Origin of the sequence: Actinospongiicola halichondriae (assembly GCF_049103745.1) — a bacterium.
GTDB lineage: Bacteria > Actinomycetota > Acidimicrobiia > Acidimicrobiales > Salinilacustritrichaceae > Salinilacustrithrix > Salinilacustrithrix halichondriae.
This window is the reverse complement of the sequence record NZ_CP171622.1, coordinates 1,541,304-1,558,602: the sequence shown is the minus strand read 5'-3', so window position 1 is coordinate 1,558,602 and position 17,299 is coordinate 1,541,304. Positions and strand designations below refer to the sequence as shown.

Here is a 17,299-nt window from a genome sequence, read left to right as displayed (position 1 = left end):
ACGTCAGTCGTCCTTGAGTGCCACCGCGTTGGGGGTCACGTTCATCTTCGGCTCGTACTCGACGACCTCGGCCGCACTCGACTCGGCCTGGTACGCCATACGCAACTCGGCCAGGCAGCGCTCGCACGGGCCGTAGAACTGCTGTTGGACCGCACGCTCGCAGCGCGGACAGTCGACGTCGATCATCACGTCGATGTCATCGAGGACTCCCACGCCGGCGACCATAGCCACGAGTGCTCGGCGAAGCGGTGCAATCCGCGACACTGTCGGCATGCGCCGCTCACGGGTCCTGTTCCTCGCCGCAGCCGCCGCCGGCGGTGTCGCCGTCGGCAAGCGAGCCCTCGACAACCGGATCGCCACGTGGTCCACCAACCCGGACTCGACCGACGGCGATCCGCTGGGCATGCCCGACGGCACGCCGATCGAGATCACCGCCGCCGATGGCGCGGTGCTGCGCGGCCTCGACTGCGGCAGCGGCCCGACCGTGATGCTGGTCCACTGCTGGACCGGCACCATCGGCTTCTGGGGCCCGGTCGCTCGTCGCCTCGTCGACGCCGGCTTCCGGGTGGTCGCCGTCCACCAGCGCGGTCACGGCGACTCCGATCGCGGCGACGCCCCGTATCGCCCCGAGACACTCGGCGGCGACGTGCGAACGATCATCGAGGCGCTCGACCTGCGTGACCTGGTGCTCGCCGGCCACTCGATGGGTGGCCTCGCTGCCATCGCGTTCGCATGCCAGAACGCCGAGTTCGCCGCTGACAGGGTCAACGGCCTCGTCCTGGTCGCAACGCTCGCGGCGCCGCCGAAGGACCCCCGACTCCCCGACATGGACGTCGACATCTCCAAGTTCCTCCCGCTGGCGGACAAGGCCATGCGCTCGAAGGACTACGGACTCCTGGGCCTGCTCAGCGTGTTCGGGACCCGCCCGGCACGGGCCCAGATGGAGGCCGCTCGAGACGGCTTCCTCCAGACCGACGCCGAGACCCGTCGTGAAGCCGCCGCGATGATGCAGGACTTCGACCTGCGTCCGGAACTGGCCAACATCGACCTCCCGACGCGGGTCATCGCCGGAACGCACGACCAGCTCACCTACCTGCCCGGCAACGAGGAGATCGCCGAGATGATCCTCGGCGCCGAGATCGAGGTCCTCCACGGCTACGGACACATGCTGCCGTGGGAGGCCCCCGACCAGGTGACCGACCTCATCGTGCAGTCGGCGAAGCCCGCCTGACCCCCGCCATGCGCCTGCTCGTCATGGTCCACTCCCGGAGCGGCGGGACCGAACGACTGGCGCAGGCAGCACTGGCCGGAGCGAGCGACGACGCCATCGAGGGGGTCGAGGTCGACGTCCGGCCACCGACGGACATCGACGCCGACGCCGTCCGGGCCTGCGACGGCATCCTCGTCGCCACGCCCGAGCACTTCGGTGCGATGGCGGGCCTCGTCAAGGACTGCTTCGAGCGGATCTACTACGAGGTCATCGACGAGACCCGGGGGCTCCCCTATGCCCTGATCGTGAAGGGCCGCCACGACGGGACCGGCACGGTCCGCGGCATCGAGTCGATCTGCACGGGACTGGCATGGAAGCAGATCGCGCCACCGCTGGTCGTCATCGGCGACCCGGACGACGACCACCTCGCAGCGGCGACCGAACTCGGCGGCACCCTCGCCGCGGGTCTGTCGCTGGGCATCTTCTGACCGGTTCAGCGGGCAGACTCACGAGATGAGCGAGAACTCGGTCTCTGACATCTTCGACCCGGAGGCATGGCGTGAGGTCGACGGCTTCGACTTCACCGACATCACCTATCACCGAGCGGTCGACACGGGCGCCGTGCGCATCGCGTTCGATCGTCCCGAGGTCCGCAACGCGTTCCGTCCCCACACCGTCGACGAGCTGTACCGGGCGCTCGACCACGCCCGGCAGTCCCCCGACGTCGGCGCAGTGCTCCTCACGGGCAACGGCCCGTCGCCACGCGACGGAGGCTGGGCATTCTGCTCCGGCGGCGACCAGCGCATCCGCGGCAAGGACGGCTACAAGTACAGCGAGACCGAGTCCGCGGCAGGGATCGACCCGGCGAGCGCCGGTCGCCTGCACATCCTCGAGTGCCAACGACTCATTCGCTTCATGCCCAAGGTCGTCATCGCCGTCGTGCCCGGGTGGGCCGCCGGCGGCGGTCACTCGCTCCACGTCGTGTCGGACCTGACGATCGCCAGTCGCGAGCACGGGAGGTTCAAGCAGACCGACCTCGACGTCGCATCGGTCGACGGCGGTTTCGGCTCCGCCTACCTCGCCAAGCAGGTCGGTCAGAAGTTCGCCCGCGAGATCTTCTTCCTCGCCGAGGAGTACTCGGCCGACGATGCCCACCGCATGGGCATGGTCAACCGTGTCGTCGACCACGCCGACCTCGAAGCCACTGCGCTGGAGTGGGCCCGGACGATCTGCGGCAAGTCGCCGACGGCGATGCGGATGTTCAAGTTCGGCATGAACCTCGCGGACGACGGCCTCATCGGCCAGCAGGTGTTCGCAGGCGAGGCCACCCGCTTGATCTACGGCACCGACGAGGCGCAGGAGGGTCGCGACTCCTTCCTCGAGAAGCGCGACGCCGACTGGTCGTCATTCCCCTACCACTACTGAGTGCGGCTATCTTGACCGCACGGTCAAGTCACACTCCAGGGGGACCCCATGGCTCAGCACGACCTCGTCATCCGCAACGGCGTCATCGTCGACGGCACGGGACGGGAGCGGTTCGACGGCGACATCGCCATCGATGACGGACTGATCTCCGCGGTCGGCGAAGTCGAAGGAACCGGGCGCGAAGAGATCGACGCCGCGGGCGACCTCGTCGCACCGGGCTGGGTGGACATCCACACCCACTACGACGGCCAGGTCACCTGGGATCCGGAGATGGCACCGTCGTCCTGGCACGGCGCCACCACCGTGGTCATGGGCAACTGCGGGGTCGGATTCGCCCCGCTGCGTCCCGGCGGCGAGGACTTCCTCGTCGAGTTGATGGAGGCCGTCGAGGACATCCCCGGCACCGCGCTCCACGAAGGCATCGACTGGCGGTGGGAGACCTTCGGTCAGTACCTCGACGCTCTGGAGGAGATGCCCCGCACGGTCGACGTCGCGGCCCAGGTGCCCCACGCCGCGCTGCGGGCATACGTGCTCGGCAAGGACGCCCACGTCGACGAGGTCACCGCGGACCAGATGCAGGAGATGGCCGACATCACCGCCGAGGCGATCCGCCAGGGCGCCATCGGCTTCTCGACCAGTCGGACGCTCCTCCACTCCTCCAAGTACGGACTCATCCCCGGAACGAATGCCATGCCGGACGAGTTGATCGCCATCGGCCGAGGCGTGTCGGACGCCGGGCCGTCGGTCTTCCAGTACATCTCCGACGGTCTCGGGTCCGATCCGGCAGACCGGCGCTGGGTTCGTGAGTTGGCCGAGATGTCCGGCGTGACGGTCACCTACTCGCTCGCCCAGTCACCCCGGGCTCCGGAAGCCTTCATCGGCGCCCTCGACGAGGCCATGGAGATGCGAGAAGAGGGACTCAACGTCTTCCCGCAGGTGCCCAGCCGGCCCACCGGGATGCTGTTCGGTCTCCAGAGTTCGTTCCATCCCTTCATGGCCCATCCGAGCTACCGGCCGCTGTGGGCGATGCCGTTGGAGGAGCGCGTCGCCACGCTGCGCGACCCCGAGTTCCGCGCCACGCTGCTGGCGGAGGAGCCCCGGACCAAGTCGCCGGGCGCGCTCCACATGGCGACGAACTGGAAGGGCATGTTCCGGCTCGGCCAGGAGTGCGACTACGAACCCGCTCCCGAGACCTCGGTCGAGGCCACGGCAGCACGAGAAGGGCGCGACCCGCAGGACGTGGCCCTCGAATGGTTGCTCGAGGACGACGGCAAGTCGTTGCTCTTCAGCCCGCTCGGTTCGTACGTGGAGGGCGACCACGAGGCCATCCGCACCATGCTCGAGCACCCGGCGTCGGCGGTCGGGCTCTCCGACGGCGGCGCACACTGCGGCCTCATCTGCGATGCGTCGTTCCCCACCTATCTGCTCACCCACTGGGTCCGCGACCGCTCACGCGGCGACCGACTCCCGCTCGAACACGTGATCAACAAGCAGACCAAGGTCACGGCCGACGTCTACGGCCTCGGCGATCGTGGCTCACTCGAGGTCGGCAAGCGAGCCGACATCAACGTGATCGACCTCGAGGCCCTGCACCTCCACGTGCCGGAGATGATCTTCGACCTCCCCGCCGGCGGACGACGCCTGATCCAGCCGGTCGACGGCTACCGGCGGACCATCCAGTCGGGCGAGGTCACCTTCATCGACGGCAAGCCGACCGGTGCTCGCCCGGGCAAGGTCATCCGAGGACGTCGAAGCTGACCGTCAGCGGCAGGTGGTCAGAGATCGGGCCGAACCGCTCGACCGCATCCTCCGCCGACGGCACGGTCGCGTCGAGCACCGACAGGTCCGGGGTGGCGAACACGTAGTCCAGACGCTTGGTGGGTGGTTCCACCCGCGGACCGGGCGACCAGTTGGTCGCGCCGGGCGCATCCCCGCGGGCGGCCATCCAGGCGTCGACGAGACCCGCGTCCTCGTAGACCCGCAGGACGACCGAGCCGGGCTTGGTGTTGAGGTCGCCGGCCACCACCGCAGGGCCGCTGACGTCCGACGCCGGGTCGGTTCCCGTGGCGACGCCGGTCATCTCGATCGTCAGCTCGGCCTGTCGGGCCCGCTCGGCGTCGTCGACCCCGGCACCGAGATGCGTGTTCACGACCCGCACCGTCGGCGATCCCGGGATCGTGGCCGACACGGCGATCCTCCGCCGCCACGACCAGAACGACCACGGCAGTGCCAAGACGACCCGCCGGACGTCCCTCTGCGGTTCGGGGCTGAGGATGGCGAGGCCTTCGGGCGGTACGGCGATCGACCAGTGCTTGAACCGCCAGGTGACCGACCACCCGAGCAGACGGGCCAACCGCTTCGCCTGGCGTCGTTGGATCTCCTGTACGAGGACCACCGAGGCCCCGGATGCGGCGATCGTCGAGGCGACCGCGGCCAGGTCGGGCCGTGCACTTCCCTGGAGGTTCCACGTCACCAAGCGCATCGTCACCACGCCATGGTGCCGCATCAGCCGTACGTCACACGTCGTCGACTTGACCCACCGGTCAAGTGCACGCTCCAATGGTCGCCCGACCTGCCATCATGGGCGCGAATCTGGACACTCGAGGGGTACACATGACGGACACCGCACCACGCACAGCCGATCTCAGCGAGAGCGAGATCATCGAAGAGCTCGACCAGTGGCTCAACGAGAACTGGGACCCCGACATCACCGTCGAGGAGTGGTGGAACCGCCTCGGTCTGTCCGGTTGGGGCGCACCGATGTGGCCCGAAGAGTGGTTCGGCAAGGGCCTGCAGCGCTCCGAAGCCGTCGCCGTGCAGAACCGCATCGCCGAGTTCGGCGCCCTCTCGGCCCCCGGCGGTCTCGGCCTGCTGCTCGCCGGCCCGACGATCATCGACATGGGCAACGACGAGCAGAAGGACACCCTCGTCCGCGACATCATCACCGGCCAGAAGGCCTGGTGCCAGCTCTTCTCCGAGCCTGGCGCCGGCTCCGACCTCGCAGGTCTCCAGGCCAAGGCCATCAAGGACGGCGACGAGTGGATCGTCAACGGCCAGAAGGTGTGGACCTCCGGCGGCCAGATCGCCGACATGGGCATGCTGATCGCCCGCACCGATGCCGACCTCCCCAAGCACCAGGGCATCACCTACTTCGGCATCGACATGCACCAGGACGGCATGGACGTCCGGCCGCTCAAGGAGATGACCGGCCGGGCCATGTTCAACGAGGTCTTCATGTCGGACGTCCGCGTCCCCGACAAGTGGTGCATCGGCGGCCTGAACAACGGCTGGCGCGTCGCCAACACGACCCTCATGCACGAGCGGGCCGGCCTCGGTGCCGGTGGCGGTTCTGCCGCAGGCTCGATGGCGTCCCCCGGCACCATCGCCGGTGACCTCCCCAAGCGCGTCGGCGACTTCGTCCGCGGTGGCGGCGCTGGCCGCTCGTCCGGCTCCGGCGGCGCCCTCTCGGGCCGCGGTGGCGCCAAGGGCATGATCGACCTGGCAACCGGCGCCGGCAAGGTCGGCGACAAGCGCGTCCGCCAGGACCTGATGCGGCTCCACACCGCCTACGAGATCGCTCGCATGAACAACCTGCGCGCCAAGGCAGCTCGTGCTGCGGGCAAGCAGATCCCGGGTCTCCCCAACATCGCCAAGCTGTCGATGTCCGACATCCTGCGGATGAACCGTGAGCTCGGTCTCTCGCTGCTCGGCCCGATGGGCACGCTGCACGCCTACAACAGCGACGAGCAGAAGAAGCTCGCCGACGCGACGGGCAACCCGTTCACGTCGATGATCACCGAATCGGCGCTGTTCTCGCCGGGGCCGGCCATCTACGGCGGCACCGACCAGATCCAGAAGAACATCATCGGTGAGCGCGTCCTCGGCCTCCCCAAGGAGCCGAACCAGGACAAGGTCCTACCGTTCAAGGAACTCCCGAAGAACGGGTAGTCCGTCGGCCCTGACGGGCCGCTGGTGACCGGAGTCGCCCCGATCGAGGGTGCCGACATCCACCATCGGGACATCCAACACGCAACACCCAACATTCTCGTTCTGGGTGCGCGATCGGGACGCCAGAGATACCGATCGCGCACCCAGAAGCTTGAGGTTGCTCCGCGAACTCGTTCTGGGTGCGCGATCGATCAGTCGGCGAGTTCGATGGTCCAGCGGCCTTCGGGCCGTCGGACCATCGCGAGCCGCCACGGGCCATCGCCCAAGGCCAGCGCCGACAGGATGTAGACGTCGCGCCCGCGGCTGGCCGCGGCGCGTGCCGCGGTCTTGAGGAACTCGTGGTGGCCGCCCGTGGTGCCACCCGGGGCGCACAGGACCGTGGCGGTCGCGCGGTACTGCTCGAACTTCTCCTGCTGCGAGTCGGGCAGCGACCACTTCAGCGAGGCATCGCCGAGGACGACCACGTCGGGCACGACCGCGCGTGCGGCCTCGACCACCTCGTCGAGCTGGTCGAGGTCGGGCTCGGCCCTGCGCCACCCGGCGGCCATGCCGGCGTCGACGAGCAGGAGCGGCTGACCGTCGGACGCATCGTCGCGAGACGGGGAGGTGGACTTCGTGCGACGTCGCGGAGCCATGGGCGACGAGTGTGACACTCCGAAGGGCCCGGATCGCTGATCCCATAGGGTGCATCGCCGTGGCCCGATCACTCCTCACGCCCGGTCGTCTCGCGGTCGGGATGCAGCTGCCGATCCAGTCGCAGAGCACGAACTACGCCCAGTCGTGGGAGTCCGACGCCTGCCCCGACGAACTCGAGGCGATCGTGCGTGCGGCCGACACGAGCGGCTTCGACTACGTCGCCGTCTGCGACCACATCGCCATCCCCGATGCGCTCGCCGACGCCATGAGCACGACCTGGTACGACACCGTGGCGACCTTGTCGTGGATCGCCGGGTACACCGAGAACGTGCATCTCCTGAGCCACGTCTACGTGCCCGCCTACCGCCATCCGGCGGCCGTGGTGAAGGCGTGGACCACACTCGACGCGCTGTCGGCTGGACGGGCGATCCTCGGCGTGGGCGCCGGCCACGTCGCTGACGAGTTCGCGCTCCTCGGCGTCGACCACGGCGAGCGAGGTCGTCTGACCGACGAGGCGCTCACCACCATCCGCGAGGCGTTCCGTACCGGACGGGTGGGCGACGGGAACATCGCGCCCCGCTCGCCTCGGGCGGACGGCCCACCGATCTGGATCGGAGGATCCTCGAAGGCCGCATTGCGTCGGGCCGGCGAGTTCGGCGACGGCTGGCTGCCGCAGGGCACGCCCTATCCCGAGATGCCGGCAGCCATCGAGACGATCCACCAGCACCAGGAGCGACTCCACGGTGAGCGACGCCCGATCGACGTCGGGATCATCACGTCGTTCGTCCACGTCGGTACGCCGACCTTCGAACCGCCCGCCGGCACCTTCACCGGTGATCCCGACCGCATCGCACGCGGTCTCGGACGTCTCGCGGAGCTCGGCGCCACGCAACTGCAGGTGCGCTTCGCCGCACGGTCGGCCGCCGAGTACGCCGACCAGGTCGCCCGCTTCGGCACCGAGGTCGCCCCACAACTCGCAGGCCCCTGACCGCCCTCTGAACAGATCGTTCTGGGTGCGCGATCGGGACGTGAGACGTCCCGATCGCGCACCCAGAAGCGGAGGGTCGGGTCTTCCGCTCCTCTGATTTCGGGGGGTCAGGCGGGGGCGAGCGCCTCGAGCGCAGCGAAGTCGGGTGTCGTGCCGCCGCCACCGGGGTTCAGTGCCTGGATCGCCAGGTGGGTGGCGCCGGCGTCGACGTGCGCCTGGAGACGCTGCTCGATCTGCGCCGCCGTCCCCCATGCGACGAGGCCGTCGACCAGTCGGTCGCTGCCGCCGTCGGCCAAGTCGTCCTCGGTGTAGCCGAGCCGCAGCCAGTTCTTGTAGTAGTTCGGCAGTCCGATGTACATCGCCAGGGCCGCCCTCGCCGCATCGCGTGCCTCGGTGGGATCGGTGGTCAGGACGACCTTCTGCTCGACGCAGAGCATCTTGTCGGGCCCGAGCGCCGCCTTGGCGAGCACCGTGTGTTCCGGAGTCGTCCAGTACGGATGGGCACCGTCCGCGTCCGACGCCGCCAGCTCGAGCATCTTGGGGCCGAGGGCAGCGAGCACCGTCTTCGGGGGCTCGGCGGGACCGACGGCCATGAAGGCCGACTCTTTCATGCCGGTGAGGTAGTCGCGCATCTGCGTCAGCGGCTTCGAGTAGTCGAGCTTGCGCACGCCGGCGACGATCGGGGCATGTGACACCCCGAGTCCGAGCAGGAAGCGCCCCCCGGACTGCTCAGCGAGCGTGTTCTGCGCCTGGAGCATGGCGCCGGGATGGCGGTGGAAGATGTTGGCGATGCCCGTGGCGACGACGAGGTCTTCGGTCCGGTCCAGCAACATGGCGGCGTGGGCGAACGGGTCACGACCCAGTGTCTCGGGGATCCACAGCGCCCCGTAGCCCATCGCCTCGAGGCGTTGTGCGAACGCCGCCGCCTCGTCGGTCGTCATGCCTTCGGTGAACCACCAGATGCCGCGGTTCCCGATCTTTTGCTCGATCGCTGTCATTCACGCATCCTGGCAGACGTTCCGCGCGACGATGACCGGCGATGGACGAGATCTCCTACGCCGCGCTGTTCACCTCCCACGCCGAGACGAGCCCCGATGCTCCGGCGCTGACGATCGTCGGCGGGCCCACGCGGTCGTGGCGGTGGCTCCTCGACGAGTCGACGCGCACCGCACGCCATCTGCTCGATCTCGGCGTCGAGACCGGCGACATGGTGACCATCGCGTTCCCCAACTCCGAGGCGTTCGTGGTCACGACCGTGGCGTGCTGGCTGATCGGGGCGATCCCCCAACCCGTGTCGTCCAAGCTCCCCGGACGTGAGCTCGAGGAGATCGTCGCCCTCGCCGACAGCCGTGTCGTGGCCGGGGTCGAAGCCGACCGAGCAGCGGGTCGAGCGTCGCTCCCACCCGACTTCGTCCCCGACGCAGCGATCGACGCCAGCCCGTTGCCAGACGCCGTCTCCCCTGCCTGGAAGGCGCCCACGTCCGGAGGGTCGACCGGCCGCCCCAAGCTCATCGTCGCCGGCACGCCGTCGACGACCGACCCCGATGCCAAACCGGCGTTCAGCCGTCGCGGTGGGACGATCGTGATGCCCGGCCCGCTCTACCACAACGGCCCGTTCGTCTGGACGGTCGAACAGCTGCGTACGGGCGGCCATGCCGTGGTGCTCCCCCGCTTCGACGCCGCAGCGACGCTCCAGGCCGTCGAGGACCACGGGGCCGAGACGCTCTACCTCGTACCCACGATGATGCAGCGCATCTGGAAGCTCGACGCCGAGGTCCGTGATCGGTACGACCTCTCGTCACTGCAGCGCATCTGGCACCTCGCCGCGCCGTGCCCACCGTGGCTCAAGGAGGAGTGGATCCGATGGATGGGCCCGGAACGGATCTACGAGCTCTACGCCGGCACCGAGGCGCAGGCGGCGACGATCATCACCGGCGCCGACTGGCTCACCCACCGCGGTTCGGTCGGCCGCCCGTCCGCGGGCGAGATCAAGATCGTCCGCGCCGACGGGACCGATGCCGCGCCCGGTGAACCCGGCGAGGTGTTCCTCCGCCCACCCGACGGCGCTCGGACGTATCGCTACGTCGGCGCCGAGGCGACGCGGACCGACGACGGGTGGGAGACCCTCGGCGACATGGGCTGGGTCGACGAGGACGGGTTCCTCTATCTCGGCGACCGCAAGAAGGACATGATCCTCACCGGCGGCGCCAACATCTATCCGGCCGAGGTCGAGGCGGCCATCGACCGCCATCCCGACGTCGGCTCCTGCGCCGTCATCGGCCTGCCCGACGACGACCTCGGTGAGCGGGTCCACGCCATCGTGTACCCCACGGCGCCGCTGACCGCCGACGACCTCCGTTCGCACCTGGCGGACGAGATCGTGCGCTACAAGATCCCGCGCACCTTCGAGTTCGTCGACGAACCGGTGCGAGACGACGCCGGCAAGGTGCGCCGCTCGCTCCTGGCAGCAGAACGGGTCCAATCTCCCTGATTGGCTCTCGTCGTGGGGCGGCCGCCGTCGGACACTGCTCCGATGACGCCGCTCGACGACCTGTTGACCGCTGACGCGAAGACCGCACGGTCGTCGGTCATCCGCGAGATCCTCGCCCTGGTCGACCTCGACGACGTGTTGTCCCTCGCCGGCGGCATGCCGGACCCGGCGACGTTCCCCGTCGACGATCTGGCCCGGGTCGCCGATGCCGCGATCCGCAGCCCCTCGGGCGAACCGCTGCAGTACGGCCGGACCGAGGGCATGACGCCGTTGCGAGCCGTCATCGCCGACGACGCTGCGTCCCGGCGATCTCGGGCGTGCACCCCTGATGAGGTGCTCGTCACGACCGGATCGCAGCAGGCCCTCGACCTCGTCGGCCGAGCGTTCCTCGACCCCGGGGACGAGGTCGCCATCGACGATCCCGGCTACCTCGGGGCGATCCAGGCGCTCGGGGCCCGGCACCCGCGATGGCTTCCCATACGCGTCGATGACGACGGACTCGACACCGAGGCCCTCGAGGCGGCATTGACCCGAGGGGGCCGCCCGAAGCTCGTCTACACGGTCACCGACTTCCAGAACCCCACCGGGGCCGTCCTCCATCCGGAGCGGCGCCGCCATCTCGCAGCGCTCGCCGACCACTGGGGCTTCCTCGTCGTCGAGGACGACCCCTACGGGCGCATCCGCTTCGACGAGCCCGTGCATCCACCCGTCTCCACCTGGACCGATCGGGCCATCAGCCTGGGCACGACCTCCAAGACGATCGCCCCGGGCCTGCGGGTCGGATGGATGGTCGCGCCCCCGCCCCTGATCACCGTGCTCGCTCGCCTCAAACAGGCCACCGACCTCCACACGTCGACGTTGAGCCAGCAACTCGTCCTCGATCTGCTGGCCGTGCCCGGGTGGATGACCGAGCGGTCGAAGGTCCTCGGAGCCTTCTACCGCGAGCGCGCCGGCGAACTCCGCGCCGCACTCGCCGAGGCGCTGCCTGGCGCGACGATCGCCGAACCCCGAGGCGGGCTGTTCCTGTGGGCCGACATCCCCGGCGTCGACACCACGGCCCTGCTCCCTCGGGCCGTCGATGCCGGCGTCGCCTTCGTCCCCGGTTCGGCGTTCCGAACGGGCGATGACCCCACGTCGACGTTCCGGGCCACCTACGCGACGCTCGGTCCGACCGAACTCCGCGAGGCGGCACGTCGCCTCGGCTCAGTCGTCTGATCGACCCAGCCGCCAGGCGACACCGAATCGCCGTGCGGCCTCGTCGAGCACGACCTCCGGCGCCCACACGCTGAGGCGGACGCGATCCGTCTGACCTCCGGTCACGCTGCACACCCGGCCCGACACCATGTCGAGGCCGACGGTGGCGGCGTCGGCCACCAACCGGTCGGCGTCCTCGACCTCGACCCACAGGCTCAGCCCCCCATCGGGAACGGCGATGCGCACGTCCGGAACCGCTGCGAGGATCCGCTCACGGAGGTACTGACGCCGACCGGCCGCCCGTGTACGGCGCTGGTCGGCGATGTCATCGATGTCATCGAGGAGGCGGAGCGCGGTCACCTGGGGCGCGACGGGAGAGCCCAGGTCGTGCGCAGCGCGCAGGCGCCCGATCCGCTCGACGACCGAGGCCGGCGCCCGGAGCCACCCCACCCGGAGTCCACCCCACAGCACTTTGCTGGTGGTTCCGACGACGACGGACCGTTCGGGCATCGATGCGGCCAGGTAGCCGTGTTCGGCGGGCGGCGCGAGGAACTCGAGGGCGGCGTCCTCGACCAGCCAGGCGTCCGATGCTCGGAGGAATTCGAGGATCTCCGGGCGTCGGGCGTCGACCGTCACCACCCCGGTCGGGCTCGCGCACTGGGGTGCGAGATGCACCAGACCGACGCCACCTCCGGCGAGAACCCTCCGGAGCGAGGCCGGGTCGGTCCCGCCGGCGTCCGTGTCGACGGCGGCGAAGCGCAGTCCGGCGCGGGAGTACACGTCGATCGCACCCGGATAGGTCGGGTCCTCGACCGCAACACCCGTGCCCCGGTCCCCCAGGACCTCGGCGGCCAGTGCGATGCCGTGTTGCGCACCGAGCGTGATCGCGACCTCCGACGACGCCGACGGGAGTCCCCGAGCGGTCAACAGCTCGGCGACGCGATCGCGCAGGGCGTCGATCCCCAGCGGGGCGTAGCCGTGCCCACGCCCGGCGCGGCCCACCGTGACGGGGTCGACGTCGAAGGCCCACGCCGGAAGTGACTCCGGGTCGTCGAGCACCGAGAGGCCGAGTTCGACGGGATCGTCCTGCCCACCGTGATGCAGGGCTCGTCCTGTCAGGGTCTGCGCCCGAAGCCCCGCTGCCAACGCAGGGCGATCGCCCCGCGACTCGCCGGCGACCGTGGAACCGCTCCCCTGCCGGCGGACCACATGACCGGACTCGACCAGCAACCCGAACGCCGCCACGACGGTGTTACGCGCCACAGGAAGTGCCTCGGCGATCGAACGCTCCGCCGGCAACCTCATTCCCGGGGGGAGGTCGCCACGCTCGACGGCGGACACGAGCGCTGACGCCAACTGCCGGTAGAGCGGTCCCGCGCCCGCCGACCAGTCGCCCAGCACGCCGATCAGTGCTCGTGCGTCGACGCGCTCGGGGCTCCCCACACCGGCAGTCTCGCGGGTCGGCAGACCGCCGAGGTGGGCGATTCCGGAGTCCGGCGCACGGGGGCCGGTGCGCTACCGTCGGCAACTCCATCCGGCGACGCAGACACAGGGGGACCGTTGTTCCGAGCACTGCTCCTCGCACCACCCGGTGCGGGCAAGGGAACGCAGGGCGAACGTCTGGCCGAGCGCCACGGCGTGCCGCACCTGGCGACCGGCGATCTCCTGCGAGACCACGTCGCGCGCAACACCGAACTCGGTCAGGCGGCGAAGGAACACATGGACGCCGGCGGCCTCGTCCCCGACGATCTGGTGATCTCGATGGTCAACGAGGCACTCGGCGGACGCCAGCCCCGCGAGGACTTCCTGCTCGACGGATTTCCCCGCACGCTGCCTCAGGCCGAGGGCGCCTACGAGTGGGGCCGGAACAAGAACCGGACCTTCCACGCAGTGATCATGCTCGACGTCCCCGAGGACGAACTCGTCCGACGTCTCGTCGAACGTGGCCGTGATTCGGGCCGGAGCGACGACACCGAGGACGTCATCCGCAACCGTCTCCGCATCTACGAGGAGAACACCGCTCCGCTCATCGACTTCTACGAAGAGCGCGGCATCCTCCTGCGCATCGATGGTCTCGGCACCGTCGACGAGGTCACCGAGCGGGTCGAGAAGGGCCTTGCCGACCTCATCGCCGACTGAGTTCGGCAGCAGGAGAGCGGATTCTCATCTGTTCTGGGGTTGTGGCCTCACGGCTGGCGTGACGCCACAACCGCAGAAGCACGACAACTCCTGAACGGCACAACTGCCGGTTGCGTCGCGTCGTCCACGAACAGCTCTCCGAACGATTCCTCGTCGTCTGAGTCGCGCTGATGCAACTCAGGCGACGAAGAACGAGTTGCCCTCCCCAACACGACTCAGCGGCCGTCGAACGCCAACGGGAGGGAACGGAGGCCGGCGATGACCGGCGACGCCGTCCGGACGACCTCGCCGCGACCAGAAGGAGTCCAACCCCGGCGGAGCAACGATCGGAGCAGCGTCGCGATCTCCATCCGAGCGAGCGACGCGCCGATGCAGAAGTGCGCCCCGAACCCGAACGACAGGTGGTGGTTCGGACGGCGGTCGACCAGGAACGTCGAGGCGGTGGCCCCGAACTCGTTCTCGTCGCGGTTGGCCGACTGGTACAGCAGGAGCACGGGATCGCCGGCGGGGATCGTCTGTCCCTCGAGGTCGACCTCGCGTGTGGTGGTGCGCAGGAACGAGATCACCGGCGTGGTCCAGCGCAGGATCTCCTCGACGGCGGAGTCGACGAGCGTCGGATCGTCGACCAACTGCTGCCACTGGTCCGGGTGGTCGGCGAAGGCGTGCAGCCCGCCGGAGATCGCATTCCTCGTCGTCTCGTTCCCGGCGATCAGGAGCTGGTTGAGGAACATCACCAACTCGTCGTCGGACAGTCGCCGTCCGTCGAGCTCGGTGTGGACGAGGACCGACACGAGATCGTCCGCGGGGTCGGCACGACGGTCGTTGCATCGCTCGAGGAGGTAGGCCCAGCACTCGCCGATCAACCGTTGCTGCTCACCAGGATCCATGTTTGATTCACCGGGGATCGCGGCCTCGGACCATGCGAAGAAGCGGTCGAGGTCGTCGGTGGGCACGCCCAGCACGTCGGCGATCAACAGCAGCGGCAACGGGACCGCCAGGGACTCGACGGCGTCGAACGCTCCCTCGGGAAGCCGGTCGAGCACCTCTTCGGTCCGGTCGGCGACCCGCTCGGCCGTGCGCCGGATCACCGACGGACGGAAGCCCGGGGCGACGAGCTTTCGATAGGCCGTGTGCTCCGGCGGATCGGTGTGCATCATCGTCGGTGGCGTGGCGTACTCGACCCCGATCTCCATGGCGAGGATGCCCCGGCGAGAACAGAAGGTGTCGGGATCAGTCGACGCCGCGAGCACCCCGGCATGGGTCGACAACGCCCAGAATCCTCCGGGATCACACCAGGCCACCGGCTCCTCACGCCGCAACGACGCGTAGGTCCGGTACGGGTCCCCCGCATAGAACGCGCCGTCGGCCAGCGGGGCGGCCAGATCGCTCGGCTCATGCACGACGGGCACCGTACGACATGCTGTCGGGATGTCACCGACGACGTCCCTCCAGCGCGCCCGCCAGATCTGTGCCGGGCTCACCCTCGCCCTCGTCTTCCTGCTCGCGATCCTCGCCGGACGGTTCCTCTTCCTCGGCAACCTGATCATCGAGACCCACGGCTACATCGGCAACGGCGTCTTCATCCTGGCCCTCGTGAACCTCGGACTGGCGCTGGCCGACAAGGCCGATGGGGGCGAACTCGCCGTCGCCGGGATGATCGCCCTGCTGACGTTCACCCAGATCGGACTCGGCTACGTGGGACGCGACACCGCCGATGCTGCGGCGATCCACATCCCGAACGGCGTGCTCCTGATGGGCCTCGCCGGCTATCAGTTCGCCACGACTCGCACGGCAAAGGCGCTGCCTGTCGGCTGACACGCGGCGCCCGTCGTCGAGTTGTGCTTCAACCGAACCAGGCGACAGGTCCCCGGTTCTCCGTCGAACTCAGCGGAGTCCGAGCTCGCTCGAGCAATGGGGCCATGCGCCCCAGCCGTACTGCGCCTGGAGTCGCCGGCCCATGGTGATCTGCGTGTCGCGGGAGTGCTCGTGGGGGTAGCCGGTACCGCCGACACCCTCCCAGGCGCCGAGGCTGAACTGCAGGCCGCCGTAGTACCCGTTGCCGGTGTTGATCGACCAGTTGCCATGCGATTCGCACTGCGCCAGGTCGAGCCAAACCTGGAGGCCTCGGGGATCGCCGTACTCGTAGTCGCCGTCGGAGGTCGTGGTGGGCGCCGCGGTCGTCGGCGGCGGAGTGGGCGCTGCCGTCGTCGTCGGGGCCACGGCCCGCGTCGGAGCGGTCGTCGCCGGTGCCGCCGTGGTGACCGGCGCCGCTGTCGTCGTCGGCGCCACCGTCGAGGTGGTGATCGGCTCTGCCGTGGTCGGCGGCGTGGTGGTCGTCGTCGTCTCCGGGACCGTGGTGGTGGCCTCGAGGAGCGTCGACGTGGTCTCGGCCACGATGGCGGAGAGCGTGACCGGTCCGGTCACCGACTGCGCGCTGACCGAGCCGTCACCTGCGGCCACGGCCAACTCGCCGTCGACCGCGGTGTCGCCGCTCGGCTGGAACACCAGGCCGATGCTGACCACCACGACCGCGACCCCGGCCAGGAGGCCGAGGCGGCGACGCCGGAATGTCCGGTCGAGGCGAGCGTTGTCGGGATCGAGGTGTGAAGTGATGGTTCCGGATTCCGGTTCGGCAACAGGGACGAGGTGACCGGTGCGTAGTGAGCGCACGCTCTGGATGTCACGAGTCCGTAACACTAGCCCGTCACCAAATCGACACAAACTCGTGCACACGTTCACGAGACACCGGTCACACGACCGCGGATGGCAGGGTGACGAGGTGGAACTGCCGTTGTTCGAACAGGTCGGCGAGCTCGCCCGGACCCTGGTGTCGGCCGAGGTCGGCACCCTGCACTTCCGGTCGCACCGGCGAGGAGTCAAGGCCTGGGTCGTCGCCCGTCCCGGCGTCGACCCGACGGCACCGCGACTCCACTACGAGGCACAGGTGATCCCCCGCCGATTCGTCGACGAGGTGGCGGGTGCTGCGCTCGAGATCGGCTTCCACGCCGAGGACCGCGACCAGTCCGTCAACGACGCCGCGCTCGATCGACTCCTCGCCGCCGAGCGGCGATGGCGCGACGAGTTGGGTGACGAGGCCGAGGCCGGCCCGTTCCTCGGACGCCCCGACGACTGGCGGCGTTGCAGCGAGACCTGGATCGAGCCCGACCTCGACGATGACGAGGCGGCGTTCGAGATCGCCTCACGCCTCGCCGACTACGTCAACGTGCTGGACCCGATCGTGAACCCGAGCAGCTGACTCCGGCTCGAG

General features: G+C 69.4%; 18 protein-coding genes. 11 read left to right on the top strand and 7 right to left on the bottom strand.

Annotated elements, in window-relative coordinates:
• Positions 1-3 precede the first annotated feature (3 nt).
• The gene (locus AB8619_RS07700) at positions 4-213 is read right to left on the bottom strand and encodes a hypothetical protein (RefSeq protein WP_436795878.1); all 210 of its coding nucleotides are present in this window, start codon (positions 211-213) and stop codon (positions 4-6) included.
• A 58-nt stretch (positions 214-271) separates the two neighbouring features.
• Here AB8619_RS07700 and AB8619_RS07695 point away from each other — a divergent pair, with 58 nt between their 5' ends.
• Genes AB8619_RS07695 through AB8619_RS07680 form a run of 4 tightly spaced genes read left to right on the top strand, consistent with a single transcriptional unit; the run spans position 272 to position 4,393 of the window.
• A complete protein-coding gene (locus tag AB8619_RS07695; protein ID WP_436795877.1) occupies positions 272-1,231 on the top strand; it encodes an alpha/beta fold hydrolase in 960 nt (319 codons plus the stop codon).
• Between the two features lie 8 nt (positions 1,232-1,239).
• Entirely contained in the window at positions 1,240-1,698 is a 459-nt protein-coding gene (locus AB8619_RS07690; protein ID WP_436795876.1) for a flavodoxin family protein, read from the top strand.
• A gap of 25 nt (positions 1,699-1,723) precedes the next feature.
• The gene (locus AB8619_RS07685; RefSeq protein ID WP_436795875.1) at positions 1,724-2,635 is read left to right on the top strand and encodes a 1,4-dihydroxy-2-naphthoyl-CoA synthase; all 912 of its coding nucleotides are present in this window, start codon (positions 1,724-1,726) and stop codon (positions 2,633-2,635) included.
• Between the two features lie 48 nt (positions 2,636-2,683).
• Positions 2,684-4,393: an N-acyl-D-amino-acid deacylase family protein gene (locus AB8619_RS07680; RefSeq protein ID WP_436795874.1), complete on the top strand. Its 1,710-nt coding sequence runs from the start codon at positions 2,684-2,686 to the stop codon at positions 4,391-4,393.
• Here AB8619_RS07680 and AB8619_RS07675 read toward each other — a convergent pair.
• Entirely contained in the window at positions 4,371-5,117 is a 747-nt protein-coding gene (locus AB8619_RS07675; protein ID WP_436796360.1) for an endonuclease/exonuclease/phosphatase family protein, read from the bottom strand. The two genes, AB8619_RS07680 and AB8619_RS07675, sit on opposite strands and share 23 nt — an antisense overlap.
• A gap of 131 nt (positions 5,118-5,248) precedes the next feature.
• Here AB8619_RS07675 and AB8619_RS07670 point away from each other — a divergent pair, with 131 nt between their 5' ends.
• Positions 5,249-6,583: an acyl-CoA dehydrogenase family protein gene (locus AB8619_RS07670; RefSeq protein ID WP_436795873.1), complete on the top strand. Its 1,335-nt coding sequence runs from the start codon at positions 5,249-5,251 to the stop codon at positions 6,581-6,583.
• 191 nt (positions 6,584-6,774) lie between these two features.
• Here the strand turns inward: AB8619_RS07670 and AB8619_RS07665 are convergent, their stop codons facing one another.
• Positions 6,775-7,218, bottom strand: coding sequence for a hypothetical protein (locus AB8619_RS07665; RefSeq protein ID WP_436795872.1), 444 nt, complete (start codon positions 7,216-7,218; stop codon positions 6,775-6,777).
• A 59-nt stretch (positions 7,219-7,277) separates the two neighbouring features.
• Between AB8619_RS07665 and AB8619_RS07660 the strand changes: the two genes are divergently transcribed.
• Positions 7,278-8,207: an LLM class flavin-dependent oxidoreductase gene (locus AB8619_RS07660; protein ID WP_436795871.1), complete on the top strand. Its 930-nt coding sequence runs from the start codon at positions 7,278-7,280 to the stop codon at positions 8,205-8,207.
• A 107-nt stretch (positions 8,208-8,314) separates the two neighbouring features.
• On the opposite strand, the gene AB8619_RS07655 is transcribed toward AB8619_RS07660, so the two are convergent.
• Positions 8,315-9,205: a TIGR03620 family F420-dependent LLM class oxidoreductase gene (locus tag AB8619_RS07655; RefSeq protein WP_436795870.1), complete on the bottom strand. Its 891-nt coding sequence runs from the start codon at positions 9,203-9,205 to the stop codon at positions 8,315-8,317.
• Between the two features lie 41 nt (positions 9,206-9,246).
• On the opposite strand from AB8619_RS07655, the gene AB8619_RS07650 reads away from it, so the two are divergent.
• Both AB8619_RS07650 and AB8619_RS07645 read left to right on the top strand, forming a co-directional pair.
• Positions 9,247-10,698, top strand: coding sequence for an AMP-binding protein (locus AB8619_RS07650; protein WP_436795869.1), 1,452 nt, complete (start codon positions 9,247-9,249; stop codon positions 10,696-10,698).
• A 42-nt stretch (positions 10,699-10,740) separates the two neighbouring features.
• Complete coding sequence (locus tag AB8619_RS07645; protein WP_436795868.1) at positions 10,741-11,913, top strand: PLP-dependent aminotransferase family protein; 1,173 nt, start codon at positions 10,741-10,743, stop codon at positions 11,911-11,913.
• Here the strand turns inward: AB8619_RS07645 and AB8619_RS07640 are convergent.
• Positions 11,902-13,335: a PLP-dependent aminotransferase family protein gene (locus tag AB8619_RS07640; protein WP_436795867.1), complete on the bottom strand. Its 1,434-nt coding sequence runs from the start codon at positions 13,333-13,335 to the stop codon at positions 11,902-11,904. The genes AB8619_RS07645 and AB8619_RS07640 overlap by 12 nt on opposite strands.
• Positions 13,336-13,452: 117 nt before the next feature.
• On the opposite strand from AB8619_RS07640, the gene AB8619_RS07635 reads away from it, so the two are divergent.
• Positions 13,453-14,031: an adenylate kinase gene (locus AB8619_RS07635; protein ID WP_436795866.1), complete on the top strand. Its 579-nt coding sequence runs from the start codon at positions 13,453-13,455 to the stop codon at positions 14,029-14,031.
• A gap of 215 nt (positions 14,032-14,246) precedes the next feature.
• Here the strand turns inward: AB8619_RS07635 and AB8619_RS07630 are convergent, their stop codons facing one another.
• On the bottom strand, positions 14,247-15,431 hold the full coding sequence (locus AB8619_RS07630) for a cytochrome P450 (RefSeq protein ID WP_436795865.1): 1,185 nt from the start codon (positions 15,429-15,431) through the stop codon (positions 14,247-14,249).
• A 28-nt stretch (positions 15,432-15,459) separates the two neighbouring features.
• Between AB8619_RS07630 and AB8619_RS07625 the strand changes: the two genes are divergently transcribed.
• Positions 15,460-15,846 carry a hypothetical protein gene (locus AB8619_RS07625; RefSeq protein ID WP_436795864.1) on the top strand — a complete coding sequence of 129 codons (387 nt, stop codon included), beginning with the start codon at positions 15,460-15,462 and terminating at the stop codon, positions 15,844-15,846.
• Positions 15,847-15,915: 69 nt separating this feature from the next.
• On the opposite strand, the gene AB8619_RS07620 is transcribed toward AB8619_RS07625, so the two are convergent.
• Positions 15,916-16,701, bottom strand: a complete 786-nt coding sequence (locus AB8619_RS07620) for a transglycosylase family protein (RefSeq protein ID WP_436795863.1) — start codon at positions 16,699-16,701, stop codon at positions 15,916-15,918.
• 109 nt (positions 16,702-16,810) lie between these two features.
• Here AB8619_RS07620 and AB8619_RS07615 point away from each other — a divergent pair, with 109 nt between their 5' ends.
• On the top strand, positions 16,811-17,287 hold the full coding sequence (locus AB8619_RS07615) for a hypothetical protein (protein ID WP_436795862.1): 477 nt from the start codon (positions 16,811-16,813) through the stop codon (positions 17,285-17,287).
• Positions 17,288-17,299: the final 12 nt, after the last annotated feature.